This is a genomic window from Halocynthiibacter sp. C4, assembly GCF_028823805.1.
In the GTDB taxonomy this organism is placed as follows: Bacteria; Pseudomonadota; Alphaproteobacteria; order Rhodobacterales; family Rhodobacteraceae; genus Falsihalocynthiibacter; species Falsihalocynthiibacter halioticoli.
This window is the reverse complement of record NZ_JAPEIE010000001.1, coordinates 536,111-550,801: the sequence shown is the minus strand read 5'-3', so window position 1 is coordinate 550,801 and position 14,691 is coordinate 536,111. Positions and strand designations below refer to the sequence as shown.

Sequence of the window (14,691 nt, the reverse complement as noted above, 5' to 3'; positions counted from 1 at the left end):
ATCCCTAGTTGCACATAGTACGGTTCAGAATACCCCTTTAACCAAATTCTGAACCGTTGGCTTATGAAAACCCAAGAACTTGCAACTCCCTCGAGAAGACTCAAACTAAAACCACGTTCCTCTGTTTACTCCCATAAGATCACACCAAACCGGACACTCTGCTATCGCAGACGCTCCGTGAGCACGTCTGGACGTTGGTTTTTGAGAACCATTACCACTGATGGGAAATACGTCTACACACCACTAGGCGTAGCGGATGATTATGACAGCGTTGGAGTTTCCTATGAGGAAGCTCTCTCGATTTGCACGAACCCAGAGTTCACCACTGATGAATCCACACAGTCAGGAGATCTGTCAGTCTCGGAAGCTCTTCAAGCTTGGGCAGACTGGAAAGCTGGCTCGGCTCGTACTCTCAAGAAGCGGAACGAGGTGTACGGTTCGATAAGACGTCTAGAACCTCACTTCAAAGATCGTAAGCTTTCGGATTTCAAGCTCTCGGACATTGTGAAGTGGAAGAATGGCTATAGTGCCTCTTATGGATCCTTCAATCGGGAATTGGCTACCTTGAAAGCAGCTCTCAATCGTGCAAGTGACTCTGTTGGCTTCGAGGGAAAACGGATTTGGAACACCTTCAAGCGTCTACCTGTTGAGAAACGCGAAACCGAGCGAGCGTCGAACTTAACAGATGCTGAAATAGAACGACTCTTTCGTGCATGTAGATCCGATTTGAAACAACTTCTTCAGGTGTTATTTCTTACAGGGTGTCGCCTTGGTGAATTGACACATGCACGAATGTCAGACTTTGACCCAAAGAACCGGACTCTCCGTGTTGACGGAAAGACAGGACCTCGGGTCGTTCCATTGACGGATGAAAGCGTGTCACTCCTGATGACTGAGAGAGTCTCAAAAGCCATCAGTCGAACTGATGAACGTTACATGCGCGAGTTTCTCTTAGTTCGTCAGAATGGCAAACCGTGGGAACCGAACAGCCACGTCAGATTGGTGAGACGTGCTGTTGTAGATGCTGGTTTACCTGAAGGCGTTTGCGCATATACTCTTCGACATTCGCGCATAAGTCGGATGATATCTCAAAACGTGCCAATCTCTATAGTGGCAAAAATCACAGGGACCTCAGTTCGGATGATTGAGCAAACTTACTTCCACGCGGGAATTGAGGAGCTACGTGCATACTTATGACTTCCACTGATGCCACTGGTGACACTGACGACGATTTCGAGCTTCTTTACAAAGCTGAGGTCTTTGAAGATCCAGTTTTCGCTTTGAAACTCATCAACCTTATCTCTGTTAACGATTGGCGGATCGACACACTGAAATCTCTGCTAGAGCGTGGAGTTTTTCCAGCTGAGAGAGACTGGTTAGCTGCAACGCAGGCAATCCTAGAACATCGACCACGCTCCTCGTTTCACACGATCAACAAGGATCGAAGTGTCAACAGACGTAAACGCCGTCAACGTGCCAAAGAGTTGAAGAGTAAGGGATACGCAGTCAAGCAAATCGCTCACATGTTGGGTGTGTCCGAGCCTAGCGTGTATCGCGATTTGAAAGACTGAAATTTTTTTATCACTCACTGACTGACACAACTTCACACCTCTAATCTCCGAGGTATGAAACAGCAACGACTACCCAAGATTAGAAAAGCTCAACTGGTGGAAATCCCAGAACCTGAGAGCTCTCAAGACGTCGAACCTTTAGTTCTAGGGTTCGACGAGATTGCCCAAGCGTTGGGTCTTCCACGCTCCACACTTGAGCTACTGAAGAGACAAGACCTCTTCCCACCACATGTCGTTCTTGGACGGCGTGTAGTCTCGCGAACCCATTGGATTGAACAGTGGTTAGAGGATTTACTCAAAAAACAAGGAGAAGAGAAATGAGAACCACACACATCCAACTGGTGAGCTTTCCCCAAATGACCAAGCGCCACTATCTCACCAGAGAGGGCCTAAAACAGCTGACGGATTACAGTTCTGATGAGGAAGTAAATCAGGCGATGGAAGACAACCTGCTACCCGTTCCAATTACTAACCTGAACGGTTCCCCACTCTGGTGTGAGATCGGGATTGAGGAGTTCTTAGAGCGTCGGAAGTCAGCAGGAGAAGAGGAATGAAAACGCATGTGAAAGTTCCACGGATGTCACGCTTCAAAGAACGTGAATACCTAACCCTCTATGGTGTGCAACAGCTCGCAGGAGGGGTAACTCGCAATCAGGTCAAAGCAATGATCGAAGAAGGTACTCTTCCTGATGCCACTACGTACATCAATAAGCAGTTGCTATGGTCGGAAAGAGAGGTTCGGAAGTTCTTAAAGTGTAAGGGAGAACGAAGAGGGTGACCGAGGTTTGGGCAAACGATCACCCTCAAGCTAAACCGCTGCTAAGCTCGATTAGCACTCCTGATAGTTCCATTTCTTGAGATGCTTGAAAACCCACCAGTTGGAATTTTGAGCTTCCACACACGTTCCACACATTACATGCGCAAAGTTTGTCGATGTGTTGGGTTGTGACGAGAACAACGCTGTTCGATTGATCAATCTCTGTGATCGTTTGGCTTCAACATATCAATTCCTGTTATCTATAAAATTCTCTATCTATAACAAAAATTGATTGAAGATGCTCTAGTGATTAAAAAATTGATAGCTGGAAGACACTCGCGCAAGAGACATCTAGGAACATAAAAAATGTCCGGATTTCAACAGGATAAAGTTAAGTAAGGGATATTCCACGAGGTGAGGGAACGGTACGATATTACCTTGAGCCCATACAGAAAAAATGGGAGCCGAACCGAAATTCGAACTCCCAAAAGGATTATATGCAAGGATAATTATGCCGAGAATCTCCAAAGCTAAAAACCCCCTAAATCAAAAAAGTCTCATCTCTTTGAAAGAGCATGGCTTACCAGTTATTCCACTCCTTGGAAAACAGCCCAAGTATAAGAACTGGGTAGATCCATCAGTTGAACCGCCTAGCAAAGCATGGAAATCCTCAACCGGAGTTGGTTTGCTCCTCGGCCATGATTATGTGTGCCTTGATCTTGATACGCCATCAGGAGGGATAACTTCTCACCTGTTGGAGTTCCTAAAGACGGACACTGTGTTCAGTTCGCACAAGCAAACGCTCGTCCGGTTTGGGCATCCAGATAAAGCGGCTCTTCTCATACGCATCAAGGATGAGGGAGAGCTTAAGAAGTTAACCACTGATCGCTTTTTAGATCCGGACACTGGCTTTCCGAACCAGTTAGAGCTTCTGGTGTTGGGTCAGCAAGCGGTGATGTTCGGACATTATCCGGCTATAAAGGATAAACTCTACGACTGGTACAAACTGGAAGATCTAGACACAAATGTTGGATATGACACAGTTGTGAAACGTCTTACATCTGGTGACTTCCCTGAAATGACGACTGATGAGATCGTAGGGTTGTTCAATCGTCTGGACGTAGAGCTTCGTCGTTTAGCCGCTGAGCGTGCTTATGAGAAAGAAGCAAGTAATGCCCTTCCAAAGAGTTTAGATGTCCGCAGCAATCGGATCTACACAGAAGAGATAGCGACCCCGAAAGTCATCAAGGAAGCTCTTAAGAATATTTCTCCGTCAATGAAATGGCAAATTTGGGCACCCGTAATCTATGGTCTCCATCACTGGTACTGTTCTATAGGTAAAGAAGCTGAAGGGTATGAGCTTGCTCAAAAGTGGTCCTCTGGTGGGTTCACCAAGGGAAAACAAACACCTAGAAACTGGTCACAATCCGCATTTGATGAGCTGTGGAGAAGTGCCGATCCTAAGAAACGTGGGGGTTATGGAATTGGGACAGTTTTCAAGTTCGCGGGTGTCCAACCAAAGGAATACGTGGACTTCGACGTTGAGTTTGCAGGCTGTGAGGTTGTTGAAGACTGTACAATTCCACCATCTTGGTTTGTTGAAGGTGAAAAGCAAGGCCGAATTGCAGTTCGTAAGATGCTTCGGAATATCAAACGTAGTTTCAATTCACGCTTTCCCCAGCTTTGCGCACTTCATTCAAACGAACCAATCGACTATTGGAAGAAGTTCATCAACGAGAAGAACGTAGCACTTCTCATTTTAAACACCTTTGCTACAGCGAACGATGCTTACAATCTCGTTGGTAAAAATCGAGATCCATTTACGTCTTTTAGCAAGATGGATTTCCAAACTGCTGTCATAGATAATCTCAAGATCTCCATCTACAAACATGCGTCGGAGACGGAGGACAACAGATCCTTCCATGAGTTCGTTGACGCTCAGCAGGTGAACCCAGACACTACGACAGCAAACCTCAAAAAAGCCAAATCCTTGATGTGGGAGATCATCCAGCAGAACTTACGCATAAACCGGAAGGCTCGTGTGATTACTCCAAAGGCTTCCATCTGGGGTTTGTCACATCTCTCACGAATGCGAGGAGCAACAGCAGTGTTTGATCCGAAATCCTCAAATCTATCAGTTCACTTTCAACACCGTGTCCGAACGGTCCGAACTGAAGGCAACCCTAATCCGGATATCGAAGCCGAATATCTAGAACACGCACCTTTCCTTCCAGCGCTCACACGAATGCTGGTTGCGTCAAACTTCAAGAAGACTAAGGAAGCGAATGTTCTTCTGCTGGCTCCGTCGAATTGGGGCAAGTCTGAACTCTTGGGAGTCTTTCGGGATCTTGGCTTGCTTAGAGAGACAACAGTGAAAGAGACTGCCGCTATCATCGATAACAAACCAGTCGCTATTAATTTTGTCGAAGCTGCGGAAGCGTTAGGGTGGTGGTTCGATGAGTTACGAGGAGTTCCCGACTTCTTCAAATCCACTGAAGGCACCGTTCGTGCCAATCTGAAGAACGGGGCATCTGTAGAAATCGAGATCAACGCTCGAATTGCATCCGCTGCCACCATGCCACGAGGTTTACAAACTGAAGCTGGTGCCGATCCACAGTTGATCAACCGTTGGGCACTCATCAGAATGAAAGGTGATGCTAAAACAGATCTACCACTGTTGAACTCAAATGGAGTTACAGCTTCCGAATACCGGAACGCACTCAAGCATCTTATCATCCGTCTGGTTCTTGAGTCCGTTGACGAACTCAAAATGTTAGGTCTTGAAGGTGCTCAGAACGCAGCAGAGGAAATAATTCACCAGTTTAGATTAGAGCATCCGTTACAGCCCGAGGATATCGAAATTGATGAAGATGGGGTGTCTGCTTCCAAGAGTTTCGTGGATAACGCTGCTGAGATTGGTAAGGAGTTCATCTTCTGGATTGAACAACGTGCGGAGTCTATCAAAGGTAAGGGTATCTTCAATTCCCTAAATCAAACGGAACAAAAGTTTGTTCAAGATATCTTCATAGCAGCTGATCGTGATGGCACCACGAAAGAAGACGAGCTTGGTGGATCTCTCATGGCTATCAATAGCGCGAAATCTTGGTTTGAGAAGTTTTTAGCTGACACATATCCCGATGCGTCCGGTATGCTGCTCAAGCGCTGGGCAGAGATTGCTGAGAGCCTGAATTTCGAACCTCTAATAAGTGAAGGTCACATCAATCGATATCGGGTTCTTCACCGAGGAAAGGAAGAACGTGCAGGCTTTTTACCACAGAGACGCATGTTGATGATCTCAGGCATACGTTTCCCAGATTTGGAAATCATCCTAACTGGATTGAACTCACCTTTGAAAAAGAGTGGCCTTGATATTTAAGACTTTCATTCACCCGTGATGGAAGCATTGGTGACTTCAGGCATATCTAATCGGCATCGTAGCCAAGTTGATGCGGGGATATCTGCCAACTGAAAATTAGGCCTCGGTTTTCTCTCTTTGCCTGCCCCTCGCGTTCTCTAAGTCTCTCACCATTAGTTATTCGAGCTAGGAAGAATCTTTGTTTCCCAAGAACGTCTTTATACTCCGCCCGTAGTGATACATAGATTTTCTGTTCCCCATTGCGAACAGCAGTTAATTGGTCTTGATTTATGTGGCAACTTGTGAGGTTTGCCGTTGCTCGTTGTCCGCTACCGATGATCGAGGTATTCCAATCTTCGGGTTCTGCTGGGTTGGGCTCAAACAAGGGCGTTTCACTAGGGCCGCACTGGATCTTGGGCAGGGTTCGAAAACTGTAGGCAGGTGTTTTCCCTTGGTTTTCAAGAATAATATAACCTTTTGCACTATACCCTCCATCCCGTAAGGGTAAGACCTCAATAGTACCGTCGATTGCCGTCACATAAGCCCGAAGTTCTCTTTGGTGTGCTTTCCGTGAATTCCAAACCAGTCGCATATTCGTGACAGCGATTATCGCGGTGAGCATTACAAGCACGATGTTTGCTTGAGTGCTGTGATCGAATGACAGGAATATGTCACATCGTTCACCAATCCATTGGATGATTTGTTTCAATTCCTCAGGGTATCCTTGAAAAGATTGCTATGTACTCGTTCTAGTATTTTCGGACATTCTCATTTTGGAGGGTTTTGGTCTAGATTAAACGACAGCACGGCAAGGGCATGTTGCAGAAATCACCAGTGATTGCCCCCTCAGCCTCATTGCTTTCCCTAATTTCGTGAGACCGGCACGGTCTCAATCATGCCCAATCCCGAATTTCTAGCATATTGATTTTAAATAATAAAAATTCTAGTGAGGCCGTGAGACCGTGGCCAATTTCAGTTTGGCCTTAGCTAACATATTGATTTTAAAAGATAATACTTCAGTGAGTCCGTAAGACCGTGGCTTTAGGCCCCTACCCCCCTTTTTTCCTATTTCACACCCTCGACTTCTCTCATTTGTTCATTGTTCGTTCTTTTGTTTTTTTTACCCCTCACAACTACTATCAAAGTATGGTCTCACGGCCTCAAAGCTATAAAGCGTAATAAAAATAAAAACTTATCTGAGGCCGCCCCAAATTTCCTACACGGCCTCAACGGTCTCACAAACCCCATTTTTTATTTAAAATCAATGCCTTAATTGAGACCAAAAAAACACAAACCTCTAGAATTCAACGATGCGTTCAACTTGTGGTTTAACAAATTCTAAAATTCGGGTGTCCACTGGTGGGATTTTTAAGGCCTGAGATCCTAGGTTTTTCGCTCCTACAGCACGTTTTAGCTCCTACCCAGTTAATCCTCTGTCGAAGGTGTTAGAGGTGCTCAGGCGTGGACAGGCGAAGCACTGACGACCTGTTTGGTTTGCGGCAGATCATCAAGGTGTAGGGGTTATTGGCTCGGGGAGTGTGTCAAGGCCAGGGGGGTGTCACTTTTAGAGAGACTTCGGGGGTGACATCGACTGGGGGAAACGTGCTGCACAACTGAACGCCTCTGTTGAGTTTTCCAAGGGTCTGATTTTGAGGTTTTTTTTACAAAACTGATGGGATTTCTCAATTTGCAATCCCACGGTACGATACACCTCATGACCGATAAGATTTCGCTAAATAACGAAAGCACGCACGATGGAAAAGCAACTAGTGCCGACCGTCAAAAAGGTATGCATCCGAAATCGGCAGAAGCTGAGGTTTTACGCCGTCAAAAGCTTAGAGAAAAGTCAAAAACTGAACCTGTCGAGCCTATAGAAACTCCGCCACCTGAACTTGTGCGAGTGGAAAACTTGCCCACTCCACCTGATGGGCTTTCAGAGATCCAGAAGACGTTATTTGTGCAATATGCATCTGGACGTGCAGAACTTGTACCATTTTCAGGTGCCGAGATTGATATGCTCGTTCTTCTGGTGAAGACCACACAAAAGTTGCACGAGGAAATGGATCTCCTTTTGGGAGAAGATACAACCGTGATTTCTCCAACCGCAACGCTCGGCAGAAACCCCAGAGTTGGCACGGTTCAAGCACTTGTGGCTATTCATGCGTCACTTATTTCCAAACTTAACTTAAGCCTCAACCTAAAAGACCTCAATACTATTCAGGCGATAGAAGCTCGCTCTGTTGACATAGCCTTGAAGCACAAATCGTTGAATAAACCAGATCCAGATGATGACGATGACGATCCTCAAGCTTTCGAGATCTCACCTGCTATGCAACTTTTGAAAGGACGGCATCAATGAGTTCCAGTTGTAAACCACCACCTGATGACTCTGACTCGGATCGTGCACAAAAGATCCTTCAAGCCATACGAGAGACAAAGGCAGCTGATCGACTATCTGACTTAGCGAAATCCGACATGGCGAAATACAAAACCACGTATCCGAACTTATGAGACGGCAAGGCACTAAATATCGGGTAAACATCGGCCATCCGAAAGTGTCAGATCTAGAGATCGTAAGTTATGACTTGCACGAAATTTGTGAACTCCTGAAGACTGATCAAGCTACACGTTACCACGATCTCAAGTCTGGGAGATCCAAATCCGTCCACATCAAACGTGGTGGCTCCGAAGAAATTTGGAAGCGCTCAGGCATATATAATGATGTCCCACTTTTCTGGTTAGTCTCCGAAACGTAAAAAATCGTTATTTATCAAAACTTTATGGAACACCCCCGGATATCCAAACACCATAAATCACGGTACCATTGAGCTGTTCTCTCTCGACTGTTCGGGGAGACTTAATCCGAGGAATTGCTCATGGCTCAAACACTCTCTCCCATCTTCATACCCAAAGACCGTTCACAGGCACCCATCGTGATGACCCAAGGGTCAACATCGCGAATTGTTAAAAAATTACGGAATGATCTAGCTAAACGAGCCCAAGGGTTTGAGAAGAACTCATCTGATGAGAATATGCTACCCGAGAGCGCTCTCGTCGTTTCGGTTCGTGACTTCCGGTTCTGTGAAGAGTTACTCGAGAACTCGAAACTCCAGCTTTTGGCAGTTGAGACAGCTCTCCGTGCTCTAAAAGGCGAACCTGAAGACGTCGCTAAGACCAACGATATTCAAAACCCCATGTATCAATTAGTGACGTCTGCACATGTTCTGTTTCGTGCATCTGAGATCGTTAAGCTCATAGATCCGAATATGGCTTTGTGCGATTTGAGTGACACCACTGATGGGCTTGAGGAAGTCCTCAAATCCCTCGAAACCGATGTTTCCACAGCTTCGAATAACCTTGAGCACTGTGAACGTGAACTCTCACGTCTTGCCACAGCGTGCATAGCCACAAAAGGATGCGTTGTAGGTTTTCTAGGTAAGGAAATCTTCAATTTCGACGAGCGGAACATGTTCAAGCTCTTACCTGATGAGATCTACAAACGGCTCACAGATGAGATCGGCCTCCAGATCACCAATAAGTTCGAATACGGGATCGTCACAAATGACGCCTATGAGCCCGAGGAAAAGAACCTACGAGCAAACTATCTATCCGCCGCCTGTCAATTCCATCAGGAAGAAATCAAGCGTGTGAAAGCCGCCCAACGCTCTAAAGCGCTCAGAGCTAAACGAAGGCTCAAAGATCGCCAAATTGAACGAAAGTCAGAGGCCACAAAAGCACAATTCATCCGTTCAGCAGCAGGAGGAGTTTGAAATGACCACAACCACACAGTTTGACCGGAGTAAGGAGCGTACGTGGGTCAAAAACGAAATCCAGAAGTCCATCAAACAACACCTGAAGACCCCTGATGAGACTTTAACGGATGGGTACAACTATTTGTTGGGCTTGGAAACACGTGCACTCATAGATGGCTTCGTGAAGTGTCACCAAACCAAACGAATGCACATTCCAGATGGTGACACCCGTGAGCCTCATCCATTCGTGAAGCAGTTCCTCACATGAAGATCTCCAAGACAAAACGCCTCTCAGCGGCACGCCATGAGCTAGCACATGCAGCGGCGTGTGCGGTGTACGCTTACAAACACAACCTGATGGATCTGAAGGCTCTGTTGGAAGTGCATAAGTACACAGATGATAGAACTGGAAAGATGGGTGGTTTTCTAGCTAATCAAGCCGATGGAACCTTTAATCAGGAGGCCACCTGGGCAAGCGCCGTTGGCCCGACTACACTCTGTTCGGAACGTGTGGTTGCTGAAAAGATCAAGTGTCGCAATCCTTATTCTGACCAGCTCTCACGACTTGATGTTGGTGCTATTCGGAAGCATGGCAAAGACCGTTCAGCAAAACTTTTAGCTCCCACATTTGCGCTCCTCTCACTCACTGGAGAAACACGCATGAAGGAGATGGCAACAATCCTCTGCTCCTGTGAGTTTCTCGAAGTTCCATTGTTTGACGTTTTCCCAATCCCACGGGTGAAGCAATCAATCAAGCGAACAACGACTATCGTTTATAATGCTCAGTTCAATAAACATTGGAATTTGATGCAGCCAATCCCCCAAAACATGAAGGAGTATGTTCATGCCGCACGTACCTGACAATCTACGCGTCGACGGGCGTTTCCCTGTGAACTTCAACAAGAACATCCATCGGCAGAAGTTCAAAGAGTTCACGATCCATGTGTATGACCACACTGATCACGTGGTTCACAAGGAAATTCTTACCATCGGTGATGGGATTGACACAGCTCCCGAGACGCAAAAAGAGTTTAGAACTCGATGTGTGGAACGTCTGCGCCAACTCCGAGAAGGCGAGTTTGAACTCACCACTGATGAGGATGACACTGGTGACGGTGATGGCACCTGATCCAGACTTCCAAGCCACAGATCCTGAAGCACTGAAGAATGTGGAGCTTCTTCTCAAACACGAGATGCTAGAGGCGTTGGCAGCGTGTGCCGAGATGGTTTTCCAAGGCGTCGAACCACCCACAGACTCAAATGCTTCCCTGATGGTTTTGGTCTCTCCTGAACAAGGTGAATGTTTCCATAAGGGAACAGGCATGACAAGTGGTATAGTCTGTCTCACTGAAGGGTTTTTAGAGAGGAAGAAACTTTCAACTGGGTGTCTCTCTATCGAAGACGTCACCGCCGCCACAGAGTTCTTCAAACACGGTCCGCGAGAGCAAAAAGTCTCTGCCTATTGGGCATCTCAATATCTCGTACATCACGCGGAACGTACATTCTTGAAAGCTGAAACTCCTACCAAAGGTCTTTATTGTGGCATCTTGACTCTTAACTTGGTGGAACTGTGGAACTTCATAGCTCCACCAATCGATCACGTCATGATTGCCATGCCTCACGTGCATAAAGAGCACTACACGGATTTCCTTGATAGCTTTCCACCAGTTGGAGAGCTTCCTAAGTATTCCCTTGTTGGCGTGCCTCCGTCGTCGTGGCCGGAGAAGCCGTTCAATCCTCTTAATCGGGAGAATTCCTGATGAAGTTGATAGATCGCCAACTACAGCAAGCTATACAACAGGCACAAGAGAAGGGATTAACGGTTTCGCTGAACTCCATTGGTACAGTTGTTACGATCTTCAAGGACAGCCAAAGGCAAGGTGTGATGGCTCGAGAAAACTTCATAGAGGAGTTTGGTGGTAGTGATGCGTGAGAGTATTTTGCTCAAACTGAATTCCCTTATTAAAGCTGTAGAGGACCTTGATTTTAACGATCCTGAGTTTGACGAGAAGATGGATATCATCGAGGCTAAGGCTGAAGAGACGGCACAAAAGATTGTGCTTCATCGCTTCCCAGAACAAAAGACAATTCACTGATGGCTCCTGAAGAGAAAACAGTTCCGATAAATGTCCAGCGTCTGAAGAAAGTACGCCAGTTGAAATGGAAGCGTTCTTTTTTGATCAGAGGGTGACGGGACATACGATGGTTTGAGGGCCTATATGCTTAACTGGTCCCGCTTAATCTGGCGCCGATTTTCTTAGTCTATGATCTTGTTCATGTCATCGAACAGATATGGGGCTATGGACACGCTCTTTTGCGTCTTTGCGGTGCTTTTGAAGTTTTCGATATAACCGCACATTTCCATAAGGCCTTGGACTCTGCCTATCTGGTGGATCAGCATTTTCCGCCCGTCCTCGTTGAGCCACTGATGAAACTTGGCCTTACGCTTGCCATCGTCCATTATGTTCAGCTGTAGATATGTACGGTCTCTCGGGACACTTCCTGTAAATTACCCATTTTGGGGTGAAGGAAGTTTTCATGACAAACGAAGAACGAGACATCCAACGTAAACTAAGAGTGCTTCAACACGCCAAGAAGATCGGCAATGCTCGCAAAGCCTGCCGGTATTTTGGGATCGGCAGGTCCAGTTTTTATAGATGGCGCAAAGCATATCAAAAATATGGCGAAGCTGGGTTGAAGAATGCCAAATCAATCCCGAAGAACCCTGCCAACCAAACGCCAGATGAGATCGTCGAGAAGGTTCTCTATCTGCGCCGCAAGTATCATCTTAGGCCAATTAAGATCGTCTGGTATTTGGCGCGCTATCACGGCATCAAAATCTCGGACGCAGGGGTCTACCGCATCCTTAAGCGCAACGGTCTAAACCGCCTGCCCAGAGGAACGCGAATGCGCAAACTACACACCAAGCGCTATCAGAAACAGGTTTCTGGGCACCATATACAAGTCAACTTTAAGTTCCTGACCTTCAGAGGAAAAGGTGGCAAGAAAGTGCATCGCTTCCAATACACAGCAATCGATGATGCTACGAGAGTCCGAGCGCTTAGGATTTACGAGAAACACACTCAAGCAAACACGATCGACTTCATTGACCACATCATCGAAAAGTTCCCGCTTCGCATTCGAGAAGTTCGAACTGACTGTGGCGAGGAATTCCAAGCCAAATTCCATTGGTATGTCGAAGATCTCGACATCAGGCACGCCTTTATCAAGCGGGGCACGACTCAGCTCAACGGAAAAGTCGAGCGTTCACATCAATCCGATCAGCAGGAGTTTTACCAGCCTCTAAGCTATAAGGGGGATATCGATCTCGAGACCAAACTCGACGAATGGGAAAGGTTTTACAATTTTGCCAGACCGCACGGTGCGCACAACGGGCAAACCCCTTATGAAGCGCTTCGGAACAAGCTACAGTAACGCCATAAGTGCCCCGCAAGTCCGTCTAAGTTAGATGCGCAGCGCCTACCTCAATCCCCATTAGAGGTGGTTCCATTTCAGCCGGACCTATTGGTCAGGCACATGTAACTAGCCCTGTAAATCGGCTTCTTATAAACCTAGACTAACCCACAATACGTACGGTTCGATTCTCCTGTCGCGGACTAAAAACGATTGATCCACGTGCTAAACGCCTATGCGAGGTAGTTCTCATGAAAAAAATAAAGTTTTTACCAAATAGCGGATTCGGCAATTATGGTGCGATTGTCGAATATGAGGGTGATGAACCTACAGGAGAAGAACCACAATACCAGCGTGTCTCGTACATTGATCTATATATAAAATTCGAAAATTTAAATATTACGACAAGCTATGAAATTATAAACGAGTATGACGAAACTACGGAATCCGACCGTTCCATCTCTAAAGTAATTGCAGGCAAGGGAGTACTCCGGCCAGCCAGATGGGGAGAGTATAGCCTGTCATTTCTTGGTCATGAATCGCAAACCAAGGAAGTATCACTTACAATTCGTTCGAATAATGATGGAGAATCCACTGAATTTGGCGGGCTCTACATTGAGCCGGATATGGATTTAGACGGGTGCAACGATTTCTATATCCAGATTAACTTACATAGATCGCGATTTGATTTACTTGCATCTGAATTGGCAAAAGGAAACGCGACTTTAAATTTGTCCATAGATACAAGCAAATTCCCAAAATTCTATGCGGTCTGGTCCCCTTCCATCAGTGAAGGAAGAGTAATTAAATACTTAAATGACAGAAATGACATTGAAAACGTTTCTGAGATTCCAAACGACTTTTGGGTCGACACTTCAGAACGAAGAAAAAGGCTCTCCGACAGAGACAATCCTCCGGTTGTTTTTGGAATAACTAGGCCGCTAAATTTTTCAGACTTATCGACCAAACATGAAGATGAAACAAAAGCCGCAGCCAACAAGTCATTGAATAGCGAAGATAGTGCGACCGCAGCGGAAATTCACTTGCTTCAAGCAGAACGAAATAGTGCAATTTTGGCCCAGACAGATGCAACGACCAGGATGGCCTCACAGATAAAACGCACCGGTATTTGGATCACGGCTTGTCTCTTCTGCTTAGTTCTCGCTGTTTTGATTGCTTAGTTAAGCATTGGCGTAGACCAGTTTTGGGAACCGAATATTCCTAAGATTATTCCCATCGAACCAACCCTATCAGTGGTACATTTGGCACCTCGTAAAAGTCAAACCTGATAAGAAATCAGACCATGAAAATTCTTAAGGATACCATTTCCACATCGAAGCCGGCTGGTGAGAAAGAACTCCAAATACAACATTCGGAAACAAGTGGAATACACATAACTTCGGATATTGAAGGCGCAGCCGTGGAGATCTCCAACGGCGCTGAGAATGACCGTGTGATTGTTGCCGAGATTCTCGAAGATGGTGAGCATGGTAAATCTGTTTATCTCCCATCTTCTGGTCCTTTGGACGCAGACGATTGGGCAGAGGTTGCCGATGCCAAAGATGGGGAAGATCTCGAAGAAAGCGATCCCAAATTCAGTCGAACCTGAGAAACTACGGCTCCCATCAGGGTTTTTCTTTTCCTCCTGATGGGAGTTTTTTCCAGTAATTCAGACCTAGAAAGCCTCAAATTGACCTTTCCCGAACCTAGATGACCTTAGTTAACTTGCACGAGTTGAGTTTAGCCAAACGCCAAGCCTTTATATCCATATGGATAGTAAATCATTTGAGATCAATGGCTTACCTCTTGTTGAGTTTTCCTTGGTAAGGGAGAGGTCGAGAG

General features: G+C 46.1%; 18 protein-coding genes. 16 read left to right on the top strand and 2 right to left on the bottom strand.

The annotated features are described in order from the left end of the window. The first annotated feature begins 63 nt into the window (after positions 1-63). The 5 genes from OU789_RS16955 (at position 64) to OU789_RS02650 (ending at position 5,704) form a co-directional block, all read left to right on the top strand. On the top strand, positions 64-1,197 hold the full coding sequence (locus OU789_RS16955) for a tyrosine-type recombinase/integrase (RefSeq protein ID WP_446719155.1): 1,134 nt from the start codon (positions 64-66) through the stop codon (positions 1,195-1,197). After that, positions 1,194-1,571: a terminase gpP N-terminus-related DNA-binding protein gene (locus OU789_RS02665; RefSeq protein ID WP_274653048.1), complete on the top strand. Its 378-nt coding sequence runs from the start codon at positions 1,194-1,196 to the stop codon at positions 1,569-1,571. Before OU789_RS16955 ends, OU789_RS02665 begins: the two co-directional genes overlap by 4 nt. Before the next feature lie 317 nt (positions 1,572-1,888). After that, the gene (locus OU789_RS02660; protein ID WP_274653046.1) at positions 1,889-2,125 is read left to right on the top strand and encodes a hypothetical protein; all 237 of its coding nucleotides are present in this window, start codon (positions 1,889-1,891) and stop codon (positions 2,123-2,125) included. Continuing rightward, positions 2,122-2,349, top strand: a complete 228-nt coding sequence (locus OU789_RS02655; protein WP_274653044.1) for a hypothetical protein — start codon at positions 2,122-2,124, stop codon at positions 2,347-2,349. The genes OU789_RS02660 and OU789_RS02655 overlap by 4 nt, the downstream gene beginning before the upstream one ends. Positions 2,350-2,839: 490 nt before the next feature. Next, complete coding sequence (locus OU789_RS02650) at positions 2,840-5,704, top strand: PriCT-2 domain-containing protein (protein ID WP_274653042.1); 2,865 nt, start codon at positions 2,840-2,842, stop codon at positions 5,702-5,704. A gap of 46 nt (positions 5,705-5,750) precedes the next feature. Here OU789_RS02650 and OU789_RS02645 read toward each other — a convergent pair whose 3' ends face one another. Then, positions 5,751-6,392 carry a hypothetical protein gene (locus tag OU789_RS02645; RefSeq protein ID WP_274653040.1) on the bottom strand — a complete coding sequence of 214 codons (642 nt, stop codon included), beginning with the start codon at positions 6,390-6,392 and terminating at the stop codon, positions 5,751-5,753. Between the two features lie 1,005 nt (positions 6,393-7,397). On the opposite strand from OU789_RS02645, the gene OU789_RS02640 reads away from it, so the two are divergent. The 8 genes from OU789_RS02640 (at position 7,398) to OU789_RS02605 (ending at position 11,531) form a co-directional block, all read left to right on the top strand. Then, on the top strand, positions 7,398-8,042 hold the full coding sequence (locus tag OU789_RS02640; protein WP_274653038.1) for a hypothetical protein: 645 nt from the start codon (positions 7,398-7,400) through the stop codon (positions 8,040-8,042). 517 nt (positions 8,043-8,559) lie between these two features. After that, entirely contained in the window at positions 8,560-9,453 is an 894-nt protein-coding gene (locus tag OU789_RS02635) for a hypothetical protein (protein WP_274653036.1), read from the top strand. 1 nt (position 9,454) lies between these two features. Continuing rightward, a complete protein-coding gene (locus OU789_RS02630; RefSeq protein ID WP_274653034.1) occupies positions 9,455-9,703 on the top strand; it encodes a hypothetical protein in 249 nt (82 codons plus the stop codon). Then, a complete protein-coding gene (locus OU789_RS02625; protein ID WP_274653032.1) occupies positions 9,700-10,296 on the top strand; it encodes a hypothetical protein in 597 nt (198 codons plus the stop codon). Before OU789_RS02630 ends, OU789_RS02625 begins: the two co-directional genes overlap by 4 nt. Continuing rightward, on the top strand, positions 10,280-10,564 hold the full coding sequence (locus OU789_RS02620) for a hypothetical protein (RefSeq protein ID WP_274653030.1): 285 nt from the start codon (positions 10,280-10,282) through the stop codon (positions 10,562-10,564). The genes OU789_RS02625 and OU789_RS02620 overlap by 17 nt, the downstream gene beginning before the upstream one ends. Next, positions 10,554-11,195, top strand: a complete 642-nt coding sequence (locus OU789_RS02615) for a hypothetical protein (protein ID WP_274653028.1) — start codon at positions 10,554-10,556, stop codon at positions 11,193-11,195. The genes OU789_RS02620 and OU789_RS02615 overlap by 11 nt, the downstream gene beginning before the upstream one ends. Then, complete coding sequence (locus OU789_RS02610) at positions 11,195-11,368, top strand: hypothetical protein (protein WP_274653026.1); 174 nt, start codon at positions 11,195-11,197, stop codon at positions 11,366-11,368. The genes OU789_RS02615 and OU789_RS02610 overlap by 1 nt, the downstream gene beginning before the upstream one ends. After that, a complete protein-coding gene (locus OU789_RS02605; protein WP_274653024.1) occupies positions 11,361-11,531 on the top strand; it encodes a hypothetical protein in 171 nt (56 codons plus the stop codon). The genes OU789_RS02610 and OU789_RS02605 overlap by 8 nt, the downstream gene beginning before the upstream one ends. Before the next feature lie 161 nt (positions 11,532-11,692). Here the strand turns inward: OU789_RS02605 and OU789_RS02600 are convergent, their stop codons facing one another. After that, on the bottom strand, positions 11,693-11,896 hold the full coding sequence (locus tag OU789_RS02600; protein ID WP_274653022.1) for a hypothetical protein: 204 nt from the start codon (positions 11,894-11,896) through the stop codon (positions 11,693-11,695). 77 nt (positions 11,897-11,973) lie between these two features. Between OU789_RS02600 and OU789_RS02595 the strand changes: the two genes are divergently transcribed. From OU789_RS02595 to OU789_RS02585, 3 genes are all read left to right on the top strand, one after another. Continuing rightward, on the top strand, positions 11,974-12,870 hold the full coding sequence (locus tag OU789_RS02595) for an IS481 family transposase (RefSeq protein ID WP_274653020.1): 897 nt from the start codon (positions 11,974-11,976) through the stop codon (positions 12,868-12,870). Between the two features lie 230 nt (positions 12,871-13,100). Further along, positions 13,101-14,030 (top strand): hypothetical protein, encoded by a 930-nt coding sequence (locus OU789_RS02590; RefSeq protein WP_274653018.1) that lies wholly within the window; start codon positions 13,101-13,103, stop codon positions 14,028-14,030. Positions 14,031-14,152: 122 nt separating this feature from the next. After that, positions 14,153-14,458 (top strand): hypothetical protein, encoded by a 306-nt coding sequence (locus OU789_RS02585; protein WP_274653016.1) that lies wholly within the window; start codon positions 14,153-14,155, stop codon positions 14,456-14,458. Positions 14,459-14,691: the final 233 nt, after the last annotated feature.

Excerpts from the sequence above, each read along its gene's own strand:
- OU789_RS16955 (WP_446719155.1), top strand. The coding sequence starts at position 64 with ATGAAAACCCAAGAACTTGCAACTCCCTCGAGAAGACTCAAACTAAAA.
- OU789_RS02665 (WP_274653048.1), top strand. The coding sequence starts at position 1,194 with ATGACTTCCACTGATGCCACTGGTGACACTGACGACGATTTCGAGCTT.
- OU789_RS02660 (WP_274653046.1), top strand. The coding sequence starts at position 1,889 with ATGAGAACCACACACATCCAACTGGTGAGCTTTCCCCAAATGACCAAG.
- OU789_RS02655 (WP_274653044.1), top strand. The coding sequence starts at position 2,122 with ATGAAAACGCATGTGAAAGTTCCACGGATGTCACGCTTCAAAGAACGT.
- OU789_RS02650 (WP_274653042.1), top strand. The coding sequence starts at position 2,840 with ATGCCGAGAATCTCCAAAGCTAAAAACCCCCTAAATCAAAAAAGTCTC.
- OU789_RS02640 (WP_274653038.1), top strand. The coding sequence starts at position 7,398 with ATGACCGATAAGATTTCGCTAAATAACGAAAGCACGCACGATGGAAAA.
- OU789_RS02635 (WP_274653036.1), top strand. The coding sequence starts at position 8,560 with ATGGCTCAAACACTCTCTCCCATCTTCATACCCAAAGACCGTTCACAG.
- OU789_RS02630 (WP_274653034.1), top strand. The coding sequence starts at position 9,455 with ATGACCACAACCACACAGTTTGACCGGAGTAAGGAGCGTACGTGGGTC.
- OU789_RS02625 (WP_274653032.1), top strand. The coding sequence starts at position 9,700 with ATGAAGATCTCCAAGACAAAACGCCTCTCAGCGGCACGCCATGAGCTA.
- OU789_RS02620 (WP_274653030.1), top strand. The coding sequence starts at position 10,280 with ATGCCGCACGTACCTGACAATCTACGCGTCGACGGGCGTTTCCCTGTG.
- OU789_RS02615 (WP_274653028.1), top strand. The coding sequence starts at position 10,554 with ATGGCACCTGATCCAGACTTCCAAGCCACAGATCCTGAAGCACTGAAG.
- OU789_RS02610 (WP_274653026.1), top strand. The coding sequence starts at position 11,195 with ATGAAGTTGATAGATCGCCAACTACAGCAAGCTATACAACAGGCACAA.
- OU789_RS02605 (WP_274653024.1), top strand. The coding sequence starts at position 11,361 with ATGCGTGAGAGTATTTTGCTCAAACTGAATTCCCTTATTAAAGCTGTA.
- OU789_RS02600 (WP_274653022.1), bottom strand. The coding sequence starts at position 11,896 with ATGGACGATGGCAAGCGTAAGGCCAAGTTTCATCAGTGGCTCAACGAG.
- OU789_RS02595 (WP_274653020.1), top strand. The coding sequence starts at position 11,974 with ATGACAAACGAAGAACGAGACATCCAACGTAAACTAAGAGTGCTTCAA.
- OU789_RS02590 (WP_274653018.1), top strand. The coding sequence starts at position 13,101 with ATGAAAAAAATAAAGTTTTTACCAAATAGCGGATTCGGCAATTATGGT.
- OU789_RS02585 (WP_274653016.1), top strand. The coding sequence starts at position 14,153 with ATGAAAATTCTTAAGGATACCATTTCCACATCGAAGCCGGCTGGTGAG.